The organism is Pseudomonas sp. ADAK13, from assembly GCF_012935715.1.
GTDB lineage: Bacteria > Pseudomonadota > Gammaproteobacteria > Pseudomonadales > Pseudomonadaceae > Aquipseudomonas.
Genome location: NZ_CP052860.1, coordinates 2,059,306 through 2,082,861, shown reverse-complemented (window position 1 = coordinate 2,082,861; position 23,556 = coordinate 2,059,306). Strand labels below are relative to the sequence as shown.

Sequence of the window (23,556 nt, the reverse complement as noted above, 5' to 3'; positions counted from 1 at the left end):
AGGCCAATTCTGAACAATTGTTCTGAATTGGCCTTTTTTATACCCCCCTCAAGGATATTGCGCCCCGGGAAAGCTTGGCCGCGTCATCAGATGCCGGCCGCCTGGAGTGTCGTGCAGGTGAACTTATCGCTACAGCTTTCCCTGGTGAGGAAGCTGACGACATGTCGCGTAATGTTCATCCCTTTATCCGCCTGGCCCTGTGCGGCCAGTTGCTGTGGCCCGTTGTGGCCTCGGCCGATGCGGCCTATGATTCGCTGATCAACCAGGCCCGCAGCGGCAACTACGGTCCGGCCCTCAACCTGTTGCGCCAATTGCCTGCCGAGCGCCAGACGCCGGGGCAGGTCAGCGATCATCTGCTGATCGCCAGCTGGGCGCGCCAGGACGCCGAGGTGCTGACGGTCTACGAGGCCCAGGGCCGCACTCGCACCCTCACCACCCAAGCGCTGGCCACCGTTGCCCGCACCTATCGCAACCAGCAGCGTTGGGAACCGGCGCTTGCCGTGTACCGTCAGGCGCTGCAACGCAAACCGAATAACCCGGACCTGCAACTGGGCCTGGCCCTGACCCAGGCGGATGCCGGCCAGACCGCCGAAGCCGTGCAGCGCACCCGCGCCCTCGTGGCCGCCAAGCCCGACGACGCCGACCGCCGCATGGCATTGGGCTACGCACTGACCCGCGCAGGTTTTACCTACGACGCACTGTTCGAATTCGACCAGGCCTTCATCCGTGCCGGCAACACACCCGAAGTCGCCCGCGAATACATCGTCGCCCTGCAACGCGCACGCCTGCCGGAGCCGGCTTTGCGCCTGGCTGCCAAACGCCCGGGCCTGCTGGACCCGGTCACCCAGCGCCGCCTCGAAGGCGACCTGGCGGCCGAACGCGTGCGCATGGCCGAGTTCGCGACCCGCAGTGAAAAAGAGCGCTACGTGATTGCTGACCGCGCCCTCAAGGATTACGACCAACTGCTCGCCACTTGGACGCCGCAGGCCAGCGCCCATGACGACGTGGTGCGCTGGCGCATCGACCGTCTGGGCGCGTTGAAAGCCCGGGCGCGCACCGCCGAGGTGATCCGCGATTACGAAGTGCTCAAGAGCGAAGGCGTGCAACTGCCGACCTACGCCCTGCGCTGGGTCGCTGCCGCCTACCTCGACCAGCGCCAGCCGGAAAAGGCCGCGCCTCTGTATCGCCAGGCCCTGGCGGCGAGCGACGCGGACGCCGGCGATCACGTCGAAGACAGCACCGCGCTGTTCTACGCCTTGCTCGAAAACGATCAAGTGGCGCAAGCCCGCGAAGTCGCCGACAACCTGGCGAGCACCCAGAAACCCCGGGTCGAACTCAAGGGCTTGCCCATCGGCAACCCCAACGACGCGTGGATGGACGCCCAACAATTAGCGGCGCAGGCCGGTACCTATGGCGCCGACTTGCCCGCCAGCGAAAAAGGCCTGGAAGCCCTGGTGCAACAGGCCCCCGGCAATATCGGCCTGCGCCTGGCCCAGGCCGACATGTACCGTGCCCGCGACTGGCCACGGCGCGCCGAGAACACCCTCAAGGAAACTGAAGCCCAGGCCCCGCGTGACATCGGCCTGGAGGTTTCCCAAGGCCACACTGCCCTGGATTTGCAGGAGTGGCGTCAGCTCGACGCACTCACCGACGACGTGGTTGACCGCGCCCCGGACAATCGCCAGGTGCAGCGCCTCAGCCGCCTGCGGGATGTGCACGACATGGCCGAATTGCGCGTCGAGGCCTACACCGGCAAAAGCAACAGTGGCGGTGATAACGGCGCGGGCGCGGTATCCGGCAGCCGCGACTTCGGTATCGAAACCTTGCTCTACAGCCCACCCATCGATGAAGACTGGCGGGTGTTCGGCGGTGCCGGCTACGCCACCGCCGATTTCGAAGAAGGCACCGGCCAGCACCGCTGGCAGCGCCTCGGCGTAGAGCGGCGCACCCGCGACATGACTCTGGAAGCCGAGGTGTCCAATCACTCCTACGGCTTTGGCTCCAAGCAGGGCGCGCGGGTCGCGATTGCCCGGGACATCAATGACCAATGGCAGTACGGCGGTAGCCTCGACTACCTCTCCGCCAGCACCCCGTTGCGGGCGCTGAACGCCGACATCACCGCCAACGGCGGCAGCGGTTTTATCCGCTGGCGCGCCAATGAAAGCCGCGAATGGAAACTGGCCCTGAGCCCGTCCCATTTCAGCGACGGCAACAACCGCCTCGAAGCGCTGCTCACCGGCCGCCAGGGCGTGTACAGCTCGCCGGGGGTGCAAGTCGACCTCGGCCTGGAAGTCGGCGCCAGCCGTAACACCAAGGAAGACACGCCGTACTTCAACCCGCGCTCGGACTTCAGCGTGCTGCCCACGGCCACCGTCAACCACGTGCTCTACCACCGCTACGAGACCCAATGGAGCCAGCAGTTCCAGGTGGGCGCGGGCACTTACAGCCAGCGCGATTACGGCACTGGCGGCGTTGCATTGGTGGGCTACGGCCAGCGTTTTCGCTGGAACGACGTGCTCGAAACCGGTGCCAACCTCAGCTGGATCAGCCGACCTTATGACGGTGAGCGCGAAAGCGACCTGCGCCTGATCGTCGACCTCACCTACCGCTTCTAGAAGAGTCCGATCATGCCTGTCTTGTCCCGTTGCCTGTTGGCCCTGGGGTTAATGCTGAGCAGCGCCTGCGCCCAGCAACCCGCGCCTTTCACTCCACCCGCCGAGCGGCTAAAGCCTGCCAACGAAGCGCCGTGGCCGAAGAACCATTTTCTCGGTATTGCCTACCACGACATCGAGGACCGCGACCCCGATCAGGCGGTGGTGGCGGTGCGCACCGAACGCTTGATCGAGCAGTTGGCGTGGTTGCGGGAGAACGGCTACCAGCCGGTCACCGTTGACCAAATCCTGGCGGCCCGCAGCGGTGGTCCGGCGCTGCCGGCGAAGGCGATCATGCTCAGCTTCGATGACGGCTACGCGAGCTTCTACACCCGTGTGATGCCGATCCTGCGCAGCTACAACTGGCACGCGCTGCTGGCGCCGGTGGGTTCGTGGGTGGATACGCCGCTGAACCAACCGGTGGATTTCGCCGGCACGCCACGGCCGCGTTCGGACTTCCTGACCTGGCAGCAGGTGCGCGAAATCGCCCAGTCCGGCCTGGTGGAAATCGCCGCCCACACCGACGCCAATCACAAGGGCGTGCTCGCTAACCCCCAGGGCAACCTGCAACCGGCCGCCACTACGCGACGCTTTGATCCAAAGACCAACCGCTACGAAACCGAAGCCCAGTTCCAGGCGCGGATGCGCACCGACGTCACGGCGATCTCCAACAAGATCCGCGCCGTCACCGGCAAGGCCCCGCGTGTCTGGGTGTGGCCGTATGGCGCTGCCGACGGTACCTCATTGGCCGTGGTGGGCGAGCAGGGCTACCAGATGGCCCTGACCCTGGAAGACGGCCTCGACAGCCTCGGCAACCTGATGAGCAGCCCGCGCTTCCTGGTGGCCTCCGACCCGGACGGCGAGCACTATGCCAACGCCATCGTCGCGACCCAGGCCGAAGCGCCGCTGCGGGTGCTGCATGTGGACTTGGACAACGTCTACGACCCGGACCCGGAACAACAGGTGCGCAACCTCGACAAGCTGATCCAGCGCGTGGTCGACATGGGCGCCAGCACCGTGTTCCTGCAAGCTTTCGCCGACCCCAAGGGCGATGGCCTGGTGCATTCGCTGTACTTCCCCAACCGCCATTTGCCGGTGCGCGCCGACCTGTTCAACCGCGTCACCTGGCAACTGCGCACCCGGGCTCACGTGAATGTGTTTGCCTGGATGCCGGTGCTCAGTTTTGCCCTCGATTCGAAGCTGCCCGGCGTCACCCGTTGGGACCCGGAAACCGGCAAGGTCGCCATCGACCCGGACCAGTACCAGCGCCTGTCGCCGTTTGATCCGAAAGTGCGGCAGGTCATCGGTGAGATCTACGAAGACCTGGCCCGCACCAGTGCCATCGACGGTGTGCTGTTCCACGACGACGCGGTGCTGTCGGACTTTGAAGACGCCAGCCCGCTGGCGCTCAAGGCCTACGCCGCCAACGGCCTGCCCGACACCATCGAAGCCCTGCGCGCCGACCCTGCGGTGATGCAGCGCTGGACGCGGTTCAAGAGCCGCTACCTCATCGACTTCACCCATGAGCTGACGGCCAAGGTCCGCACGCTGCGCGGCCCGCAAGTGCAGACCGCACGCAATATCTTCGCCGAGCCGATGCTCAACCCCGGCAGCGAGGCCTGGTTCGCGCAGAACCTCGACGACTTCCTCACCAGCTACGACTGGACCGCGCCGATGGCCATGCCGTTGATGGAAGGTCAGGACCTGAAGGGCTCCAACGCCTGGCTGGAAAAACTCGTGGCCACCGTCAAGGTCCGCCCCGGCGCACTGCACCGCACCGTCTTCGAGTTGCAAGCCAAGGACTGGCGTACCCCGGCCGCCCCGGACCTTTCCGGCGCCCAAATGGCCGAGTGGATGGGCGTACTCAAGCGTCAGGGCGTGACCAGTTTTGGCTACTACCCCGACAACTTCCTGGAGAATTCGCCGGATCTGAAAACCGTGCGTCCGGCCCTTTCCAACCAGTGGAATCCTTGACTCATGTTCGACAGAATCCTCGCGCTTATTGTCTTGTCGTTGGTATTGGGTGTGCCCCTGGGCCTGATCTTTCTGGTCACCGGGCAGTTCCTGATGGACTTCGTGTTCTTCTATCCACTGTTCATGTCCGGCTTGTGGATCGCCGGCGGCCTGTACTTCTGGCTGCACTGGGAGCGCCACTGGCCGTGGGCTGACGACACCCCGGCGCCGGTATTGGCCGGCGAACCGCTGATCTCGATCCTGATCCCCTGCTACAACGAAGGCGATAACGCCGCCGAGACCATCGGCGCCGCGTTGGCCCAGCAGTACCGCAACATCGAAGTGATCGCGATCAACGACGGCTCCAGCGACAACACCGCCGCCGTGCTCGATGCATTGGCCTTGAAAGAGCCGCGCCTGCGGGTGCTGCACCTGGCGCAGAACCAGGGCAAGGCCGTGGCCCTGCGCATGGGCGCGGTGGCGGCGCGCAGCGAATACCTTGTGTGCATCGACGGCGATGCGTTGCTCGCGCCGAACACGGCGGCGTACCTGGTGGCGCCGATGCTCGACAACCCGCGCCTGGGGGCCGTCACCGGCAACCCGCGGATTCGTACGCGTTCGACCTTGATCGGCCGGGTACAGGTGGGCGAGTTCTCTTCGATCATCGGTTTGATCAAGCGCACCCAACGGGTATTCGGGCGGATCTTCACCGTCTCCGGCGTGGTGGTGGCGTTTCGGCGGGCGGCCCTGGATCGGGTCGACTACTGGAGCACCGACATGATCACCGAAGACATCGACGTGAGCTGGAAGCTGCAACTGGACCACTGGAGCATCTTCTACGAGCCCCGCGCGCTGTGCTGGATCCTGATGCCGGAAACCCTCGGCGGCCTGTGGAAGCAGCGCCTGCGCTGGGCCCAGGGCGGCGCCGAAGTGCTGTTCAAGAACATCCGGGGCATCTGGCAATGGCGCCATCGCTACCTGTGGCCACTGCTGTTCGAGTACTGCCTGTCCACCGGCTGGGCCTTCACCTTTTTGCTCTCGGTGATTTTCTGGGCCGTGGGCAAAGTCGTGACGCTGCCCGCCGCCATTGCCGTCGACTCGCTGATGCCGCCGGCCTTTACCGGCCTGCTGCTGGCGGTGGTGTGCCTGGTGCAGTTCGCGGTGAGCATCATGATCGACCGGCGCTATGAAAAGGGCCTGTGGAAAACCCTGTTCTGGACCGTCTGGTACCCGCTGGTGTTCTGGCTGGTGAGCCTGTTCACCACCCTGGTCAGCTTCCCCAAAGTGCTGTTCCGCCAACACCAGAAACGCGCGCGCTGGGTCAGCCCGGATCGCGGTATCAAAGCCCCCACCAAGGAACTGCAACCATGAACCTGATCCGTACCCAACAGCGCCCGGTGATGTGGGCAATCGACGTATTTCTGACCCTGCTGGCCTGGGCCGGCCTGATCATCCTGCTGGTGCGCGGGCTGCTACCGATGCTCGACAGCCACGGCGGCCCCCGGGTTGAAGCACCGATTTTTGCGGCGCTGGATACCTTGCAGATTTACCTGTGGATCGCCGTGTTCAACGCGGTGGTGTTGATCAGTTGGGCGCGTTACCAGCAGCGGCGCGGCAAGCAGTTTGCCCGGCGGCGCTCGGCGGCCAAGGCCTTGAGCGACCAACGCCTGAGCCATAGCTTCAGCCTGGGCGAAGGCGACCTGGAGCAACTGCGTCGCCCGGGTGTGCTGGTGATTCATAACGACCACGAAGGCGGGGTGCAGGAGGTGACTGCGCACGTGTCGCGGCATGTCGAGCGAGCAGGATTGAAGCTGGTGCCGGGGCAGGAGCGGGTCAAAGAGGCTTCAGGCCGATAAATGGGATCCAATTCACAAAATTAACCCGAACTTTTCTCGTCTTTTGGCTACTAATCAGTCTTGATACAACTTGATGGCTAACTAGTGGCAACTGTAAGTGGCCCGTTAAAGTTGTATCAAAACTGTTACCGCTTGTCGGAATAAAAATTCCAATTGCAAGCGATTAAACGTTGCATGATTTATTTATTGTTAATAATCAGCGACTTATAGGCCTGTTAATCATAGTTTCCAACTAAGCCAGAATCTTGGCCCACCGGAAGTTCGATGTTAGTTTGCCGGCCCCCGCTTTTTCGACGGATCGAACATGTCTTTATTACTGCCACGGACTCGGCTGCTGCTGGGCGTTTGCCTGCTGACTTGCTTCGCACTCAATAGTGCGGTGGCGGCGCCTACGCCTGGCGATCAGGACCTGATCCGCGACCGGCAAAACCGCCTGCTGGAAGAACAGCGCCGGCGCCTTGAAGAACTCAAGGACCTGCCCGGTAAAGAAGCCAAACCCCAGGCGCCTGCCACCCCGGCCGATACCCGTTGCTTCCCGATCAAAGACATCGAGCTCAAGGGCGCCGACAGCCTGCCCGCGACGGACCGCGAGCGCCTGCTCAAGCCTTATATCGGCCAGTGCCTGGGCGTCTCCCAGCTCAATCAAGTGCTCAAGGCGATCACTGACTACTACATCGACAAAGGCATGGTCACCAGCCGTGCCTACCTGCCGCAGCAGGACCTTTCCACGGGCCACCTCCAGGTGTTGGTGGTGGAAGGCAAACTCGAAGGCCTGAAGGGTGCCGACGGCAGCAACCTGTCCCAACGCGAGTTGGCCATGGCGTTTCCCGGCAAGGTCGGCGAGCAGCTCAACCTGCGGGAAATCGAGCAGTTGGTGGACCAGTTGAACCGCTTGCCGTCCAAGCAGGCGCAAATGGAACTGACCCCCGGCAGCCAGGTGGGCGGCAGTGAAGTACAGGTCAAGAACGTCCCGCAAAAGCCCTGGCGCGCGAGCCTGTCGCGCAATAACGACGGGCAGAAAAGCACCGGCGAACAGCAATGGGGCGCTGGCCTGGAGTGGGACAGCCCGCTCGGACTGGCCGATCAACTGGTGTTGCGCGGTGGCCACGACGCCGTCAGCGATCACCAGAAGACCTCGAAAAACACCATGCTCTACTACAACGTGCCGTGGGGCTGGTGGAACTTCAGCTACACCTACAGCGAGAGTGATTACCGCACCTATGGCGTGACCAACGCCTTTAAATTCAAGCAGAACGGCGACAACCAGAACCACCAATTGCGCGCCGAGCGCGTGATCCATCGTGACGACGTGAGCAAGACCTCGGTGAACGTCGGCCTGTCGCACCTGCGCACCAACAACTACATCCTCGACATCCGCACCGAGCCCAGCAGTAACCGCCTCAGCGAACTGCAACTGGGCATCAATCACGGCCGACGCATCGGCAATGCTTTCGTCAACCTCGACCTGGGCATGCAGAACGGTATCGGCGCCTTCGACGCCCAAGCCGAAAACGAGCGCGATCAGTACGGCAATCGCCTGCCCAACGCGCGCTATCGCAAATACACCGCCACCGTCAGCTACTTGCAGCCGTTCACGCTGTGGGGCGAGTCGTTCAGTTTCTCCAGCCTGGCCACCGGCCAACGCAGTGAAGACATCCTGTTCAGCCCGCAGCGCATGAGCCTTGGCGGTTCGGCCTCGGTGCGTGGTTTCAAAGACCAGCAGCTCACCGGCGACAGCGGCGGCTACTGGCGCAACGACGTGCGCTGGGCGCGCCCGGTGACCTGGGACTGGATGCGCCCGGCCTTCGCTGAATATGGCGCCAGCGTCGGCTATGACCAGGGCGTGATCCGCAACGACCGTTACAACGGTGAAGTGCATGGCCGGGTTTCGAGCAACTCCCTGGAGCTGTTCGCCCGTGGCAAATACGTCAGCACCAGCGTGACCTTTGCCCATTCCCTGGAACGCCCGGCAGTGATGAGCGAGCGCGAAGCGCCGATCTACTTCCGCATGGATTTCTTCCTGTAATTCAACGCCCCGTTACATCGAGAATATGACAATGGATGTTCGCCACTTTGCCTTCCTGGCCCGCCAACCTTCTGCTGCGCTGAAACCGCGAGACTCGTTCTTCGGCCTGCCCAAGCGTGGCCTGGTGCTGATCCTGGCCAACGCGCTGTTCTGGCAGCCGCTGCTGGCCCAGGCCGAAGGCATTGTGGTCAGCGCGCCGGGCACCACCGTCGGCCAGGCCGGCAATGGCGTACCGGTGGTGAACATCGCCACCCCCAATGGCAGTGGCTTGTCCCATAACCAATTCAAGGACTACAACGTCGGCCCCAACGGCGTGATCCTCAACAACGCCAACGGCCCCATCACAAACACCCAATTGGGTGGCTACATCGTCGGCAACCCCAACCTCAAGGGCGGCGCGGCCAGCGTTATCCTCAACGAAGTCAACGGCGGCAGCCCCAGCCAACTGCGTGGCTACACCGAAGTGGCGGGCCAGTCGGCCAAGGTCATCGTTGCCAACCCGTATGGCGTTACGTGCAGCGGTTGCGGCTTTATCAACACCCCGAACGTGACCCTCACCACCGGCAAACCGGTGCTCGACGCGAGTGGCCAGTTGCAACGCTATCAGGTTGACGGCGGCGTCGTGACCATCGACGGCCAGGGCCTGAATGCCAGCAACGTCGACCGCTTCGAAATCATCACCCGCTCGGCCAAGATCAATGCGCAGATCAACGCACGGGAATTGACCGTGATCGCCGGGCGTAACGACGTCGATGCCAAAAGTTTGAAAGCCACCGTGCGCGCCGATGACGGCAGCGCCAAGCCCGAGCTGGCCATCGACTCCTCGGCGCTGGGCGGCATGTACGCCGGGGCGATCAAACTCGTGGGCACCGAAGCCGGCGTGGGCGTAAAGCTCGACGGCACACTGGCTGCCAGCGGCGGCGATATCCAGCTCGATGCCAATGGGCACCTCAGCATGGCGCAGACAGCGGCCACCGGTAACCTCAAGGTCACCGCGCAAAGCGTCAACCTGACCGACAAGGTTTACGCCACCGGCAATGTGCAGGTGAGCAGCGCCGAGGAACTGGTCAACCAGAAGAGCCTGGCCGCCGGCCAACGCATCGAACTCAATGCGGTCAAGGTCACCAACCCGGGCATCATCGAGGCGGGGGTGCAGGTAGACAACAGCCGCAATACCACGGGCGATGTAGTGGTGAACGCGCAAACCGTGAACACCAGCGGTAACCTGCTGGCCAGTCGCGCGTTGGCGATCACCGCCGCGCAGGCGCTGACCAACCAGGGCAGCATCATCCAGGCCAAGACCGTCAGCGTCAGCACCGCCAAGCTGACCAACCAGGGCGCCACCGCGCGCCTGTTCGGCGAGCAGAGCCTGGCGATCAGCGCGCCGGCGATCGTCAACCTGGGCGGGTTGATTCGCTTCGGTGCCGAGCAGGCGGCGACGCTGCAAACCGATTCGCTGGATAACCGTCAGGGCCGTATCCAGGTGGCGGGCGGCAGCTTGACCCTCAACAGCGGCGCGCTGAATAACAACGGCGGGCAGATTGTCGCCGACGTCGTGACGGTGAACGCCGCCAGCCTCGACAACAGTGGCAAGGGCTTGATCAGTGCCGAAAAAGGCGCGCTCAACCTCACCGTCACCAACGCTTTCAACAACAGCCAGGGTCATGCCCAGGCTGGCACTGACGTGAACCTCACCGCCGGCGACCTCGCCAACCAGGACGGCAAGCTGGTGGGTGGGCAACTCACCGCGACCCTCGGCAGCCTCAGCAACAACGACGCTGGCGTGCTCAGCGCGGATGCCGGCAAGCTGACCTTGACCGTCGCCCAACAGCTGAACAACGCCAAAGGTCACTTGCAGGCCGCCCAGGGCGACATCGAACTGCACGCCGCGAGCCTGGATAACCAGGGCGGCGCCATCATCGGCAAGCAGTTGCTGCTGGATGCGCGAAGCGGGCAGATCGACAACCGCGCCGGGCGTATCGTCGGTGACCAACTGGACGTGCGCGCCGGCAGCCTCGACAACCGCAGTGCCGGGTTGCTGGCCGGTGGTGTGCCGGGTGTGAGCGTGGTGCTGAACGACCAATTGCTCAACACCCAGGGCCGCATTCAAAGTGAGGGTGACCTGCTGCTGACCGGCAACCGCCTGGGCAACAGCGCCGGGATCCTGCTGGGCAAGGCCCTGACTGTCACCGCGCAAGACCTCGACAACAGCAGCAAGGGCGCGCTGGTCAGCAATGACGGCGACATCACCCTCAACATCAGCAACCTGCTGACCAACACCAACGGTGTGATCGACGCCGCCGAACGCAGTGTGCTGGTCAAGGCCTTGACCACCCTCAACAACCAGGGCGGCACCTTGCGGGGCAAGCGCCTGGATATCGCGGCGCAAACCCTCGACAACGACCAGGGCCAACTCCTGGCCGGCAACCAGGGCGTGAGCTACCGTGGCCAGGACCTGAACAACCGTCAGGGCATGATCCTCAGCGGTGGTGCGGCGGCAGACCTGACGCTGGGCACCTTGAACAATCAGGGCGGCACCGTGCAGGGCGACAGCCTGACGGTCACCGCCGACAGCGTCGACAACAGCCACGACGGCACCAAGGCCGGCTCGATGACCGCCTTGAAGAGCGACCTGCAACTGACGGTCGAGGCCTTGACCAACCGTGGCGGCAAACTGTTCGGCAAGGAGCACGTCACCGTCTCCGGCGCCACCCTGGACAACAGCGCCAACGGCCAGATCAGCGGCAACCAGCTCAGCCTGACCTCGCGTACCCAGCTGACCAACCAGGGCGGCCTGATTGAGTCCAACCAGGGCCTGACCTTCAATGTCGGTAACCTCGACAACAGCGCGGGTGGCCAATTGCGGGCGATGGAAGGCGCCAGCAGCACGCTGACGGTCACCGACCAACTGAATAACCAGAACGGCATTCTTGAATTCGGCAGCCAGGCCTTCAGCCTCAGCGCCGGGCATCTGAATAACCAGGCCGGGCAACTGCAGCACGCTGGCACCGGCGTGTTCAGCCTCAATACCACCAGCCTCACCGGCAGCCAGGGCAGCATCAATGGCCTGGGCACCGCCGACTGGTCGTTTGGCCGGGTCGATGGCCTCGGCCGCGTGCAACTCAATGAAGCCTTGCACTACACCAGCACCCAGGGCCTGAGCCTCAAGGCCGGCGATCGCCTGGCCAGCGCCAAGGGTCTGACCCTGGATGTCGCCAGCCTGGATAACGCGGGCGAGTTGCTCAGCGACGGTGACCTGAGCGTCACCCTGACCGGCGACATGACCAACAGCGGCCGCCTTTCGGCCCAGCAAAAACTGAGTGTGGTCGCCAACAACCTCAGCCAGAACGGCGGGCGTTTGGCCGGCGGCACCACCACCCGGATCACCCTGGGCGGTACGCTGGATAACCTCGGCTACCTCACCGCACGCCAGCAACTCGACATTGCCGCCGCACACATCAACAACCGCGGCACCCTCGGTTCACAAGGCAACGTCAACCTCAGCGCGAGCAATGGCATCAGCAATGGCGCGGACACGCTGCTGTTCAGCGGCGGCGATCTGACTCTGCGCGGGAACAGCTTCAGCAACCTGTACGGCGACGTCTACAGCAAGGGCAACCTGAGTTTCGCGGCGCTCGATGGCGGCATGGCGGCAGGCTTCAGCAACCTTTCCGGCACGGTTGAAAGCGAAGGCAATATCGGCATCAGTGCGCGGAATGTGGAGAACGCCAAGGCTGAATTCGAGTTGGGCCAGACCGTCACCACCGGCAGCCTCAATTGGCACTGCGGCCAGCACTGCGGCGGGCACGACTCGTTCAAGCGCGGTCAAATCACCATCAACCAGACCTTCCTTGAATCCGCGATCAAGGACTCGGCCTCTGCGCGCCTGGTGGCGGGCAAAGACCTGCTGATCCAGGGCGACAACGTCCAGAACCGCTATAGCCTGCTGGCGGCCAATGGCAACCTGAGCATCACCGCCAACGACCTGCTCAACCAGGGCGCCGCGACCCGCACCGGGCAGAACACCATCGTCATCGGCACCCCGCAGCGCATCGACACCGATGAGTGGGACCGGATGGAATACCTCGACGTACCCGCCTTCAACGCAGCGGTGGCGGCGGGTAATTTCGATAAGGCGCGCTTTGAGGTGCTCAAGGCCCGGTCCAGCGACTGGCGCTTCTCCGAACAAAGCAACGTCACCACCTGGACCGACAACGGCGGCCCGGGCTACACCGCGACGATACAGGCCGGTGGCGCGGTCAACCTCAACGTTGCGCGCACCCTGCAAAATGGCACGTTGCACACAAACACCCTGGAGCAACTGACCGGCACCCTCGGTGACGACCAGACCGGCATCCCCGTCGGCGGCATCAACATCAACCTGAGCAAGCACGTCAACGACGCCACCGCCCAGGCGCCGAGCAGCGTATTGCCGGTGACCAGCATCGCGCCCGACGGCCGCTACGTACCCGTGGACTACACCGGCGAGTCCTTCACCCCGGTCGACCCCACCACCGCGCCCGGCTTCCAGTTGCCCAAGGGCGACTACGGCCTGTTCATCAAAAACGCCGACCCCACCAGTCACTACCTGATCGAGACCAACCCGAACCTCACCACTGTGGCGGGCTTCTTCAGCTCCGACTACATGCTCGGCAAGCTCGGCTACAGTCCCGACAACGCCTGGCGTCGCCTGGGTGACGGGCAATACGAGTCACGGCTGATCCGCGATGCGGTGCTGGCGCAAACCGGGCAACGCTTCCTCGCCGGTGGCCTGACCAGCGACTACGACCAGTTCCGCTACCTGATGGACAACGCCCTGGCCAGCAAGGACGCCTTGCGCCTGAGCGTCGGCGTGTCCCTCACTGACCAGCAAGTCGGCGCCCTGACCCACGACATCGTGTGGATGGAAAACCGCGTGGTCGACGGCCAGACCGTGCTCGTGCCGGTGCTCTACCTGGCCCAGGCCGACTCCCGCAACGTGCGCGGCAACAGCCTGATCCAGGGCCGCGACCTCAACCTGATGACCGGCGGCGACCTGATCAACGTCGGCACCCTGCGCGCCAGCAACAACCTCTCGGTGGCCAGCAGCGGCAGCCTCTACACCGGCGGCCTGATCGAGGCCGGCAACAACCTCAGCCTGCTGGCCCAGGACAGCATCCGCAATTCCATGGCTGGCGAGATACGCGGCACCCAGGTCAGCCTCACCACCCTGAAGGGCGACATCACCAACGACAACACCGCCATCCAGGTGCGCCAGGGCGCCGGCATGCGCACCCTCACCGACAGCAGCGCCGGCACCATCACCGCCCGCGAAAACCTGGCCATCGACGCTGGCCGCGACCTCACCAACCACGGTGCACTCACCGCCGGCGGCGATGCCGACCTGAAAGCCGGGCGCGACCTCAACCTGATCGCCGTCAGCGACACCAGCGAGATCCACGCCATCAGCGACGGCGGGCACAAATCCACCATCACCACCGACGTGAAAAACCAAGCGGCCACGGTCACGGCCGGCGGCAACCTGAGCATGGTGGCGGGGCAAGACGTCAACATCATCGGCAGCAACGCCACCGCGGGTAAGGACCTGAACATTCAGGCCGGGCGCGATTTCAACGTGGCGTCTGTCAGCGATGTGCACAACGTCGAAGGCAAGGAAAAAGACGGCAAGAAACGCATCAAGACCGCGGATGAGCAGACCACGCAGTTAGCCAGTGTGTTGACGGCGGGCAGGGACTTTACGAGCCAGGCCGGGCGCGACACTACGCTGGTGGCGAGCAAGATCAGTGCGGGGAATGAGGCTTATCTGTACAGCGGGGATAAGTTGAATTTGCTGGCGGCTGAGAACAGTACGCATACTTTGTATGACATGAAGGAGAACGGTGGCTGGGGCGCGAAGAAAGAGCAGCGAGACGAAGTAACCCGCACCACGAACGTTGGGACCGAGATCAAGACTGGCGGCAACCTCACGTTGATCAGCGAAGGTGACCAGCGTTACCAGGTCGCGAAGCTTGATAGTGGTAATGACATCATTCTTAACAGTGGCGGGGCCATCGCCTTTGAAGGCGTCAAAGACCTTCATGACGAGAGCCATACCAAGAGCAAGGGTGACCTCGCTTGGTTCAGCGCCAAAGGTAAAGGCAACACTGACGAAACGCTGCGCCAGAGTGAAATGATCGCTCAAGGGCAGGTCGTTATCAAAGCTGTCGACGGATTGAAGATTGATGTCAGGCAGATCGATCAGCAAACCGTTAGTCAGACCATCGATACCATGGTCAAAGCCGATCCGAATCTGGCTTGGCTCAAGGATGCTGAGAAGCGCGGTGACGTGGACTGGCGCCAAGTCAAAGAGATCCACGATAGCTTCAAATACAGTAACTCCGGTTTAGGTGCGGGTTCGCAGATTGTAATAGCAATTCTGATGGCCGCATTTGTCGGGCCGTTGGCAATGACTGCGGCTGCAGGTGCTGGAGCGGGCGTCGCTGTCGCGGCAGGTGCGGGAGCCGTAGCGGCAGGCGCTGCGACCAATGCGACGGTTAGTGTCGTTAATAATCGTGGCAACTTAGGGGCGGTGTTCAAGGATGTCACCTCTTCGGATGCTTTGAAGGGGTATACGATTTCCGGTGTGACCGCTGGATTGACCGCAGCTTATTTTGATGGCTGGACCGGAACTCATACTGATCAGGCGACTAAGCAAATAACGGGGCCACAGCTCAACACATGGACTGGTGTAGGGCAGTTTGCCGCGAACCAGACATTGCAAGGCGGTACTTCAACGCTGTTGAGTAAAGCATTGGGGCAGGGCGGCAGTGGGAGTGAGGCGCTGAAAACTGCGCTGTTCAATACCCTGGCAGCGGCCAGCTTCAATGCCGTCGGCGACTACACGAAAAAGTGGAACATCGAAAACGGTTCAATTCCCAAGATCGCGATTCATGCGATGGTCGGTGGCCTCTTGGCCGAAGCAACGGGTGGAGATTTCCGTACAGGCGCATTGGCAGCCGGCGCCAATGAGGCACTGGTCGTACAGCTTAACGACATCGTGAAGGGCGACAAGACATTGTTGTCCATGAGTTCTCAACTGGTCGGTGTTTTAGCTGCGGCCACACAAAAAGATGCAGATGCTAGCAAGTTGGAGAAGGGTGGCTGGGTGGCGAAAAATGCCACGCAGTACAACCACCAGCTTCACAAGTCTCAAGCCGATGCGTTGGATGAACAGCGACGGTTCCATCCGGAAAAGGCTGATCGTTTGAATGCGGCGGCCTGCGCTTTGGTTAGTTGCGCAGAGTCGATCCCGACCAACGATGAAACCTATAAGGACTTCAAGGCACTTCAGGATCGTGGCGCCACTTTTAGTGAGGAGATCGCGTTACTTGAGGCGACCGGCCAGTTTGGTGGGCGTAGTTGGCAGGATTGGAGCGACGATACGCTCAATGCTCACGGCAAGGCGGTGCAGGTCGTAGGAGCAAGCAAAGACACTGCCTTTGGCCTAGTCGGAGGGGCTACTGCATATACCGGGATGGTGATGTCGTCACCCGCATGTGTTGGCGTTGTTACCTGTGCCTTACCCATCGGCTTAGGAGCGCTTGGCACTACCTCGATGGTGGGGGCATGGGATTCTGCTAGCCGGATTACGGCGGATTTTAAATCCAGTGAGCCCGACCGAGTGCTAGCTTCTTTCTTTCCGGAAACCTTTCCAGGAGAGTCGAGCGCAACGTCTGACCTGGCATGGAGCACGGCGAAATCCGCAGCTCAGGCGGCTCTGTTTGGCGGCGCGAGTAAATACTTTAATGGTAAGTTAGCTGGAGAGCTTACCACTGGTGCAAAAGCGACAGCGGAAGCTCCCAAGCCGACTAGCATTACCAAGGTTACGGACGAGATGAAGGCCGATCCTTACCATTCGGATTGGCAACGGTACGCAGGTAATGAGCCCAGAGCAGTCGGGGCGGATGTTGTCAGCGGTGATGTAAAAGGAGGAGCAGCGCTATCTAATGATGTCCTAGTCGAAGCGCGTATCGGGAATGGTACGAAGGGTCAAGGTAGCGGAAATAAAGTAGACCAACTTCCTAACAAACAAGTTGTTGGGGCTGATGGAAAACCAATGCCTGTGTACTCAGAGCTAGAGACGCGCAACGGTCCTTATGCCACCCAAGAGTTCCCATCGACTCCGGTTGCGCATGGTTTTCCCGATATTGTTGATAACTATGCAAACAGCGCGACTAAATTTCCTCTCAATAACGGCTCGTCGATTTACCAAGCATTGGGTAGCTATAATGGTGTGGCGGGTAGATTTGAATGGATTGTAGATCCGAAGTTGGGCGGTGTAACACACAGAATGTTTGTACCAAATGGAACTGTTAACGGCATACCGGTGAAACCATGATTCAAGCAGTCTTTGAACGAATTACCAAACACGGCTTGACTGACTGGGCCGTTTTGCTTCAGGGCGTCTGTGGTATTCCTAGCCTTTTGGGGCGATTGCCAGCGTCTTGTGTAGAGGATTTTGCAAACGCTGAGCTTGAAAAGGTGGCAGGGAATCATCCCTTGCTCGACGTGATTGTTAGCTTGGCTACCGATAGTGATCTGCCTGTATCTGAGCTATTCCCGCAGCTGCAAAAAATGAGCGAGTTTCAAAATGCGGATATGCAACGAGCCAGGAGAATATGGCGAGCGGTTGCATTGGAAGAATTGCTAACGAACCTAGACTCGGATCCGCTCTATGGGTTGATAAATTTGTCTGAGTTTTGGTCAAGTTGGGAGTGGCCGGCTGATGCTCCACTGTCGATGATTCCTGGTGCGGTGAATTTGCCGCAGCATCAATACCATTCTGCGTCGAACTATGAACATGTTGTTCATGAGCATGAGCAATGGTTGAAAGATGAGCTGGCTGCTTTGAACTGTAGAGAAACTTCAACTTGATCTGACAATCTCCGCGCCGGCCTAGCGCCGGTGTTTTTGAATCCCAAACTAAAGGGGATAATAGTTCTGGCCACTATCAGCCACCGGCCACCTTAAAAGGTAACTTGAGGCTTCCAGAAAAAACATTTAATCCAAGAAAGTAGGTTTGATATGGACGCTCGGTTAACGTCACTTTGTAAAGGAATAGTGAAGATGACTTCTGATCAGGCTGCTGCTTGGATAATGAGTGAGTATCCTATCAATTCTGAACATTGGAGTGAGGCTTTGGTGCTTATACCTCACCGATCTTGGAAGAAGTCCGAACAAAGACTCTTAGCGGAGTACTATTTCAAGAATGTCCCTTTTTCAAGTGGAAGAGGCTATGAAGCGTTCGCGTCAATTATGTCTATTAAACTGATGATTGCGTGCCTTAAGGACGCTGTACCGAAGGATCCGGCCAGGTGTGATTTGATGCAGTATTATTTAATTCCGGTGCTGGAGCGTTTTGCGAAAAATGATACGGATCAAATGGCTATAAATGATTTTGTTTGTGCTGTTTCAGCAAGATAAAAAGAAGCGCTTTAGGAAAAGCGGGGGCGGGCCACGATTAATGTGAGGGCGGGTATTGGTGGTCTAGCCCCTGTTTTGCAAAGAGAAGAATTGTGGTCTGACCCCTGTTTCCGCTGTTTCCATGAGGAAAACGAGAGTGAAGAAAGTAAGCAGCATTCTTGGAAAGCACCGACACTGGCTGTCCCGTTCGCCTGTCGTGGTTGCTCAAGAGCTTGAGTTTCTGGACGAGGACTTGGCCAGTGATTCTTTGCTGGGGTTTGACAACGTTTCGGACTCACTGGGAATGCTTGCGGTTCATTATGGCATTCAGGGGGAAGTTGCCATTTTCGACGGCGATGAAACCGGCTGGGAGAACGTCGCCCGTTCGATGATGTATCGCTACTGGGCACTGATGTTAAAAGCCAGGTCCTTCTCCAACACGCGTTTTCTTCAAGGCATCAAGACGGTGCCTGACCTGAGCAATCATCTGAGCCATGCCGCGTGTCTGCTCGCGGCCTTCATGGCGGCAGACCGGCGTGACCTGGCGTCATCGACGGCCGATGTGTTGGCCGGGATGCTGTCTGTGCCGGGCGCCGTTGATGCGCGTTTTATGAAAGCACGCCACTTTGAGCCTTTCATGTTGTGGCTTTACTCCGTTTATTCGCAGCAAGGCGCCGTTGCACAAATCGAGTCGATGAACCTGGGCATTTATCAGTCGGTGATAGACAACTGGAATGACGAGCAACAGTTGGCAGTGGTGCTGGAGGAGCTTGGTCGGTATCACCTGGCCAATGCGCAGGACAATGGCGGCGCCTGGAAACCCGAATTCAAAAGCCCGCCGTTTGATTTGTTGTTGGTGGAGGTTGGCGCGATTTACCGGGCGCGCCAACAGCTTGGCCTGCCATCACCTACCGTGACGAACCCGCTGCTTTACGTGGGAACGGCGGCATTGAGACACTTGGTTTTCTCACCTGAGGAACTGGTCGTAAGGGTTGAATCCGCTTACAGGCGTTTTTTTGGTGGAACATGAAAGCAGTCAAAGCCCCGTTTTTATCTTCGCCCTGGCCATCAAGGGGGCGGCGCTACCGCCGCCCGGCTTTCACTCAGGAGGGGTCGGCAGTGAGCCGGCGACTGATGACATCCAGCAGATCACACCCATCGCGCAGCGGAATCGCCAGCAATTGGGCGAAGTCTTGAAGCACCACGGCATCGCTGCTGAGCGGGTCGCGGAATGCCAGGTTTTCCAGCAGTCGGGTGACGGCGCGAATCCGGTACACGGCGGCGTCGTGGAGGACGTCGAGGGGCGCATGGGTGGGTAAGACCTCATCGCTCAAGGTGGTGGGGGACGATGAGCCAGCCGATGCGCAGATTCAACTGACGGTAGGCGAGTGGGGCTTCAGCAGCGTGGTCTATCCGACGCTCACCGTGGTGGCGCGGATGGACCGTGGCGACGAGATGCTCTGGCTTGCGGTGGCTGATCTCAACGCCGGTGGTTATTGATAGAGCCCGCCGAGCGCCTTGAACATTTTGTATATCCCAGTGTCTTTACCTCGCCCACCCGCAACCGGTCGGGCTGCATGGACTGCAGCGTTTTCAAATGACATTAAGGATTAATGTGAACCTTGCCCCCCAAACCTCTTTTCTGTCACCGCCCGCTGCGGTGCACAGGCGCGCGCCTGCGTTTCAGGAAGGCACCGCGGGGGAATGCATTCGGATCAATTGATCCTTCTCAGTACACCTACTGCCGCCGGGCCTATTGGCGGCTTTTAATGTAGTTCATGGAGTTTGAAATGAAGCGTAAGCAGTTCCAGAAAAGCCTGTTGGCACTCATGGTCGGCGCAATCAGTTCGCAAGCGCTGGCGGTGGAGTTCGACCTGGGGCAGGGCAAGAACATTTGGGTCGGCGAGACCTTCAATGAGTCATTGACCATCAACGGGACGTTCTCCCAAGTAGTGGTGCCGACCACCACCAACCCTGCCGGACTGGGTGTGGCCAACACCACTATCCAGGGTTCGTTGATCAACCGTGCCGACATCACCCTGGATTCCCAGGGCGCCGCCATCCGAGCGATTGCCCTGGACCCGCTGTTCTGGTCGGGCCCGCAAAATCTGAGCCCGGGAACTGTCACCGGGGACGTGGTTCAGGCGGGCAACATTCTTATGAAAAATGGGGGTTACGAGGGGCTTGAGATCGGCGCGACGACTATCGGCGGAAGTGTCATCAACTCCGGCACCATCCGTTCCACACTGCCCCTGACGGCGCCGGCTTCACCCTCCTACGTGGATGGCGGTGAAGGCATTTACCTGCATGGCACCACCATCGCCGGCGACGTCTCCAACACCGGCGTAATCGACTTGAACGGTGATTACGCCATCGGCCTGATCCTCGACCGCCAGAACAATCTGGGCACCACCGTCGGCGGCAAAATCCTCAACGCCGGCACGCTCAAGGCAACAGGCGAAGGCGCCTGGGGTATCGAGGTTGAAACTGACACCAACCCTCTGCGCATCGAAAACAGTGGGCTGCTTTCTGCCAACGGCAATGACGCCAAGACGGTGATGTTTCTAAACGGTACGGTCGACTACATCCTCAACACCGGCACCCTTGAGGCCACGGGTACCAACGCCAATGCCTTCGAGTTTGCCGGGGCAACCTTTGCCCAGAACAGCGCAACCGGCGCGCGCGGCATCGTTAACCGCGGCACGATCAGCGCCGATGGCACAGCCATTCGCGTGGACGCTGCCGATCAGATTTCGGCGTTTGAGATCAACCAGCAAGCCGGTGAGATCCGCAGTAACGCCGGCATCGCCATCGACGCGGCAAACCTGGCCACCCTGAACTGGACCGGCGGGAAGATCATCGGCGACGTACTCAACGTCAACGCCGTGAATATCGCTGGCCAGGCAGATTTCACCGGCAGCCGCATCATCGCGCCGGTATCGGTCAACTCAGGCTCGCTGAATCTCTCCGCACCCGGCACTGCGATCACCGGCAACCTCAATGTCGCCAGCGGCGCGGGTATCGACATGCGCCTGTCCGACAGCGTGTTGCCGACCACGCCGTACCTGAGTGTTAACGGTGGCGCCAGTTTTGCCCAGGCCTCGACGTTGACCGTGAGCGCCAAACCTGGCGACTTCGCCACGACCAACAACGGCACGCAGTACACCTTGCTGCAAGCCACCAGCGTGCAAGACAACGGCCTGTCTGTTGCCAGCTCGTCATCGCTGCTGGATGTGCTCAGCTACTCGGCCGACGCGCAAACCGTCAAGGCGGTGGTGGCGGTCAAGGACAACCAGCAAGTGCAGCAAGCGCTGGCTGGCGTGGGCGCCAGCGCAACGGCAGCTACATCAGTGAACACTTTCAAGAACGGCGTACTGAGCCGTCTCAGCCAGGACGACCCGGTATTCCAGTCCCTGGCCAACGCCGGCACCGCACAGCAACTGGCGCAGATCGGTGAGCAGCTAAAGCCGGACGTCAACCGTGGCGCGCTGGATGTGGCACTGTCGGGTCAGACCGTGATCAACGGCGCGATCCTCAACCGCCTCACCGGCCAGCGCGAAAATCGCGAAGCCGCTGGCGTGTGGGTGCAAGGCCTGAGCAGCAACATGGACCAGGACGGCCGTGGCGGTGACAACGGTTACTCGGCCAACAGCAGCGGCATGGCAGTGGGGGCGGACGGTCGGTTGAACGACACCACGATCCTCGGCGTGGCCTACAGCTACCTCAATTCCAATATCCATTCCGACTTGGGCAACAAGACGGAAGTGCAGGGTAACGCGCTGTCGTTGTACGGCAACTGGTCGCTGCAGAACTGGTTCGTCGATGGCAGCCTGAGCTACGGCCATAACGACAACGACAGCAAGCGCCATGTAGCAGGCACCACGGCCAAGGGCAGCTACGGCAGCGATGTGCTGTCGGCAAGCGTGCTCGGTGGCTACACCTTCAAACTCTCGGATGCCGTGTTGATCGAGCCGCGGGTGGCAGCCCGTTATTCCAGCGTGCGCATGGACGGTTTCAACGAGAAGGGTTCTTCTGCGGCGCTGAGCACCGGTTCACAGCGTTATGAAGTGGGCGAGTTGGGTGCAGGCCTGCGCCTGGCGGGCAACTTGCCGTTGTCCACCGGCAGCCTGCAACCGGAGGCCACCTTGATGGCCTACCACGACCTGATGGGCGACCGTGTGGCGCAGACGTCCAGCTTCGTGCAGGGCGGCTCGGCGTTCACCGTCACCGGTGCTTCCGTGGCCCGCGACAGCTACGAAGCCAGTGTGGGCCTGAACTACCAAGTGTCGGCGTTGACCGTGGGTGCCAGTTACACCCGCCAGGCGCGCAGCGGGTTTGATGCCGATGGCGTCATGCTCAAGGCGCGGTACGCGTTTTAAGCATTGCAGCCGATAAAAAAATGGCGTCGGGCTACGGATTTCCAGGTAGCCCGACGCCGGATTCTCGTTGTTTTGAAATAGGGAAATAACCATGAAAAAGACCTCACTCTTGATCCTCGCCCTGGCCTTGGCCGGCTGCCACTCCACTGCCAGGAACTCCTCGCCAAGCCTGCTCACGGACGGCGTTCAGTTGCAGCAAAAAAAGGTCGAGGTGGACGCTGATCACGCCAAGGTCATCATGAAGGCGACCGGTTTTACCTACCCGGTGCAGTTCTCCGTACGCCGTAGTTCCGATGCAGACCAGCGTCCGGAAATTCTCGGGACCGTGGTGGATTCCGGCCGTGGCAAGGTATTTGGCTGGATCGCCAAGATGAGCGAAGTGGGCAACAGCGCCGTCGCCAAACGCTTCCCACAGTTGGAAGTGCAGGCAGACCCGGGGCAGCCCTTTGAAGTGATCGGTGAGTCACGGGTCTACAACGCTAACTACGTCGGCCTCGTCAAAACCTATGTGTATGAATGCGGCCCCATGAGTTCGACCTTCAAGCCTGAGAAGCAAAAGGTTTACCTGGTGGAGTTCGTGATTATCGGGAAGGGCTGTGAGCAGCATGTGTACGACGTGACTGCGCCCAATGAGCGTATCCCGGTGGCGACTGTGGCAGCGGCGACAGGCGCTGCGGGCTGATGCCGATGTAAAGGTGCTTATCGGCAATCAAGTATTTAAGCCCGCAGCGGATACAGCGGTTGAAATGAAGATCACGCGCCGGCGGCTGCCCGGCGCTCAGGGAGTGTTCATGTTCCATTGCCTTAAAGGATGTTCGCGCTGGATTGCCCTGGCGTGGGTATTGGTTGTGTCAGCGGGTTGTGTTTCGTATGTGGATAAAAGCGCTGAGGGTGTACCCGCTTCAGGTATTGCCACGCTTCAGATGTCTCACCCCTCCATCGTCATCGTTGAAGTCGATGGTAAAGACAACCTGTTTTGGCTGGTCAATTACAAGGACTACCAGTTTGCTCCAGGCCGGCACCGCATCAAGGTGGTTGCGCGGATGGGGTCAGGCCTGTCTTTTCCAATCATCAGGGATGTCGACTTGCTGGCGGGGCACGGCTATCTGTTGACCGCAGAGGTCAATTCCAAGGTTTGGAGTCTCGAAGTGCGGGACAAGGCCAGTGGCGAGCGGGTTGATGGTCCAAATTGATGAGTAGCCGTTTAACCAGGACTCGCGCAGGAATACCGGGGTAATGACGTCGTTTCT

Annotated in this window: 14 protein-coding genes; 13 read left to right on the top strand and 1 reads right to left on the bottom strand. The window is 60.8% G+C overall.

Annotation, left to right across the window (positions count from 1 at the left end):
- Nucleotides 1–161 precede the first annotated feature (161 nt).
- The 9 genes from pgaA (at nucleotide 162) to HKK54_RS09680 (ending at nucleotide 18,957) form a co-directional block, all read left to right on the top strand.
- Entirely contained in the window at nucleotides 162–2,615 is a 2,454-nt protein-coding gene (gene pgaA / locus HKK54_RS09720) for a poly-beta-1,6 N-acetyl-D-glucosamine export porin PgaA (protein ID WP_169386680.1), read from the top strand.
- A gap of 12 nt (nucleotides 2,616–2,627) precedes the next feature.
- The gene (gene pgaB / locus HKK54_RS09715) at nucleotides 2,628–4,625 is read left to right on the top strand and encodes a poly-beta-1,6-N-acetyl-D-glucosamine N-deacetylase PgaB (RefSeq protein ID WP_169386679.1); all 1,998 of its coding nucleotides are present in this window, start codon (nucleotides 2,628–2,630) and stop codon (nucleotides 4,623–4,625) included.
- Between the two features lie 3 nt (nucleotides 4,626–4,628).
- Entirely contained in the window at nucleotides 4,629–5,975 is a 1,347-nt protein-coding gene (pgaC, locus tag HKK54_RS09710) for a poly-beta-1,6-N-acetyl-D-glucosamine synthase (RefSeq protein ID WP_010168780.1), read from the top strand.
- Nucleotides 5,972–6,460, top strand: a complete 489-nt coding sequence (pgaD, locus tag HKK54_RS09705) for a poly-beta-1,6-N-acetyl-D-glucosamine biosynthesis protein PgaD (protein ID WP_169386678.1) — start codon at nucleotides 5,972–5,974, stop codon at nucleotides 6,458–6,460. Before pgaC ends, pgaD begins: the two co-directional genes overlap by 4 nt.
- A 304-nt stretch (nucleotides 6,461–6,764) precedes the next feature.
- The gene (locus HKK54_RS09700) at nucleotides 6,765–8,486 is read left to right on the top strand and encodes a ShlB/FhaC/HecB family hemolysin secretion/activation protein (RefSeq protein WP_169386677.1); all 1,722 of its coding nucleotides are present in this window, start codon (nucleotides 6,765–6,767) and stop codon (nucleotides 8,484–8,486) included.
- Between the two features lie 31 nt (nucleotides 8,487–8,517).
- Nucleotides 8,518–16,863 carry a two-partner secretion domain-containing protein gene (locus tag HKK54_RS09695; RefSeq protein ID WP_169386676.1) on the top strand — a complete coding sequence of 2,782 codons (8,346 nt, stop codon included), beginning with the start codon at nucleotides 8,518–8,520 and terminating at the stop codon, nucleotides 16,861–16,863.
- The gene (locus HKK54_RS09690; RefSeq protein WP_029615799.1) at nucleotides 16,860–17,399 is read left to right on the top strand and encodes a DUF2247 family protein; all 540 of its coding nucleotides are present in this window, start codon (nucleotides 16,860–16,862) and stop codon (nucleotides 17,397–17,399) included. The genes HKK54_RS09695 and HKK54_RS09690 overlap by 4 nt, the downstream gene beginning before the upstream one ends.
- Nucleotides 17,400–17,591: 192 nt before the next feature.
- Entirely contained in the window at nucleotides 17,592–17,948 is a 357-nt protein-coding gene (locus tag HKK54_RS09685; RefSeq protein WP_010168787.1) for a hypothetical protein, read from the top strand.
- Between the two features lie 136 nt (nucleotides 17,949–18,084).
- On the top strand, nucleotides 18,085–18,957 hold the full coding sequence (locus tag HKK54_RS09680) for a hypothetical protein (RefSeq protein ID WP_169386675.1): 873 nt from the start codon (nucleotides 18,085–18,087) through the stop codon (nucleotides 18,955–18,957).
- A gap of 73 nt (nucleotides 18,958–19,030) precedes the next feature.
- On the opposite strand, the gene HKK54_RS09675 is transcribed toward HKK54_RS09680, so the two are convergent.
- A complete protein-coding gene (locus HKK54_RS09675) occupies nucleotides 19,031–19,261 on the bottom strand; it encodes a hypothetical protein (RefSeq protein ID WP_169386674.1) in 231 nt (76 codons plus the stop codon).
- Between HKK54_RS09675 and HKK54_RS09670 the strand changes: the two genes are divergently transcribed.
- The 4 genes from HKK54_RS09670 (at nucleotide 19,239) to HKK54_RS09655 (ending at nucleotide 23,499) form a co-directional block, all read left to right on the top strand.
- On the top strand, nucleotides 19,239–19,427 hold the full coding sequence (locus HKK54_RS09670; protein WP_010168790.1) for a hypothetical protein: 189 nt from the start codon (nucleotides 19,239–19,241) through the stop codon (nucleotides 19,425–19,427). The genes HKK54_RS09675 and HKK54_RS09670 overlap by 23 nt on opposite strands.
- 290 nt (nucleotides 19,428–19,717) lie before the next feature.
- Nucleotides 19,718–22,306 (top strand): autotransporter family protein, encoded by a 2,589-nt coding sequence (locus tag HKK54_RS09665; RefSeq protein ID WP_169386673.1) that lies wholly within the window; start codon nucleotides 19,718–19,720, stop codon nucleotides 22,304–22,306.
- Nucleotides 22,307–22,397: 91 nt separating this feature from the next.
- Nucleotides 22,398–22,988 (top strand): hypothetical protein, encoded by a 591-nt coding sequence (locus tag HKK54_RS09660; RefSeq protein WP_010168792.1) that lies wholly within the window; start codon nucleotides 22,398–22,400, stop codon nucleotides 22,986–22,988.
- A complete protein-coding gene (locus HKK54_RS09655) occupies nucleotides 22,936–23,499 on the top strand; it encodes a hypothetical protein (RefSeq protein WP_169385830.1) in 564 nt (187 codons plus the stop codon). The genes HKK54_RS09660 and HKK54_RS09655 overlap by 53 nt, the downstream gene beginning before the upstream one ends.
- Nucleotides 23,500–23,556: the final 57 nt, after the last annotated feature.

Bases quoted from the DNA above. Each gene is read 5' to 3' on its own strand.
- HKK54_RS09695 (WP_169386676.1), top strand. From the start codon at position 8,518: ATGGATGTTCGCCACTTTGCCTTCCTGGCCCGCCAACCTTCTGCTGCG.
- HKK54_RS09655 (WP_169385830.1), top strand. From the start codon at position 22,936: ATGAGCGTATCCCGGTGGCGACTGTGGCAGCGGCGACAGGCGCTGCGG.
- HKK54_RS09665 (WP_169386673.1), top strand. From the start codon at position 19,718: ATGAAGCGTAAGCAGTTCCAGAAAAGCCTGTTGGCACTCATGGTCGGC.
- HKK54_RS09660 (WP_010168792.1), top strand. From the start codon at position 22,398: ATGAAAAAGACCTCACTCTTGATCCTCGCCCTGGCCTTGGCCGGCTGC.
- pgaB (WP_169386679.1), top strand. From the start codon at position 2,628: ATGCCTGTCTTGTCCCGTTGCCTGTTGGCCCTGGGGTTAATGCTGAGC.
- HKK54_RS09685 (WP_010168787.1), top strand. From the start codon at position 17,592: ATGACTTCTGATCAGGCTGCTGCTTGGATAATGAGTGAGTATCCTATC.
- pgaA (WP_169386680.1), top strand. From the start codon at position 162: ATGTCGCGTAATGTTCATCCCTTTATCCGCCTGGCCCTGTGCGGCCAG.
- pgaD (WP_169386678.1), top strand. From the start codon at position 5,972: ATGAACCTGATCCGTACCCAACAGCGCCCGGTGATGTGGGCAATCGAC.
- HKK54_RS09690 (WP_029615799.1), top strand. From the start codon at position 16,860: ATGATTCAAGCAGTCTTTGAACGAATTACCAAACACGGCTTGACTGAC.
- pgaC (WP_010168780.1), top strand. From the start codon at position 4,629: ATGTTCGACAGAATCCTCGCGCTTATTGTCTTGTCGTTGGTATTGGGT.
- HKK54_RS09700 (WP_169386677.1), top strand. From the start codon at position 6,765: ATGTCTTTATTACTGCCACGGACTCGGCTGCTGCTGGGCGTTTGCCTG.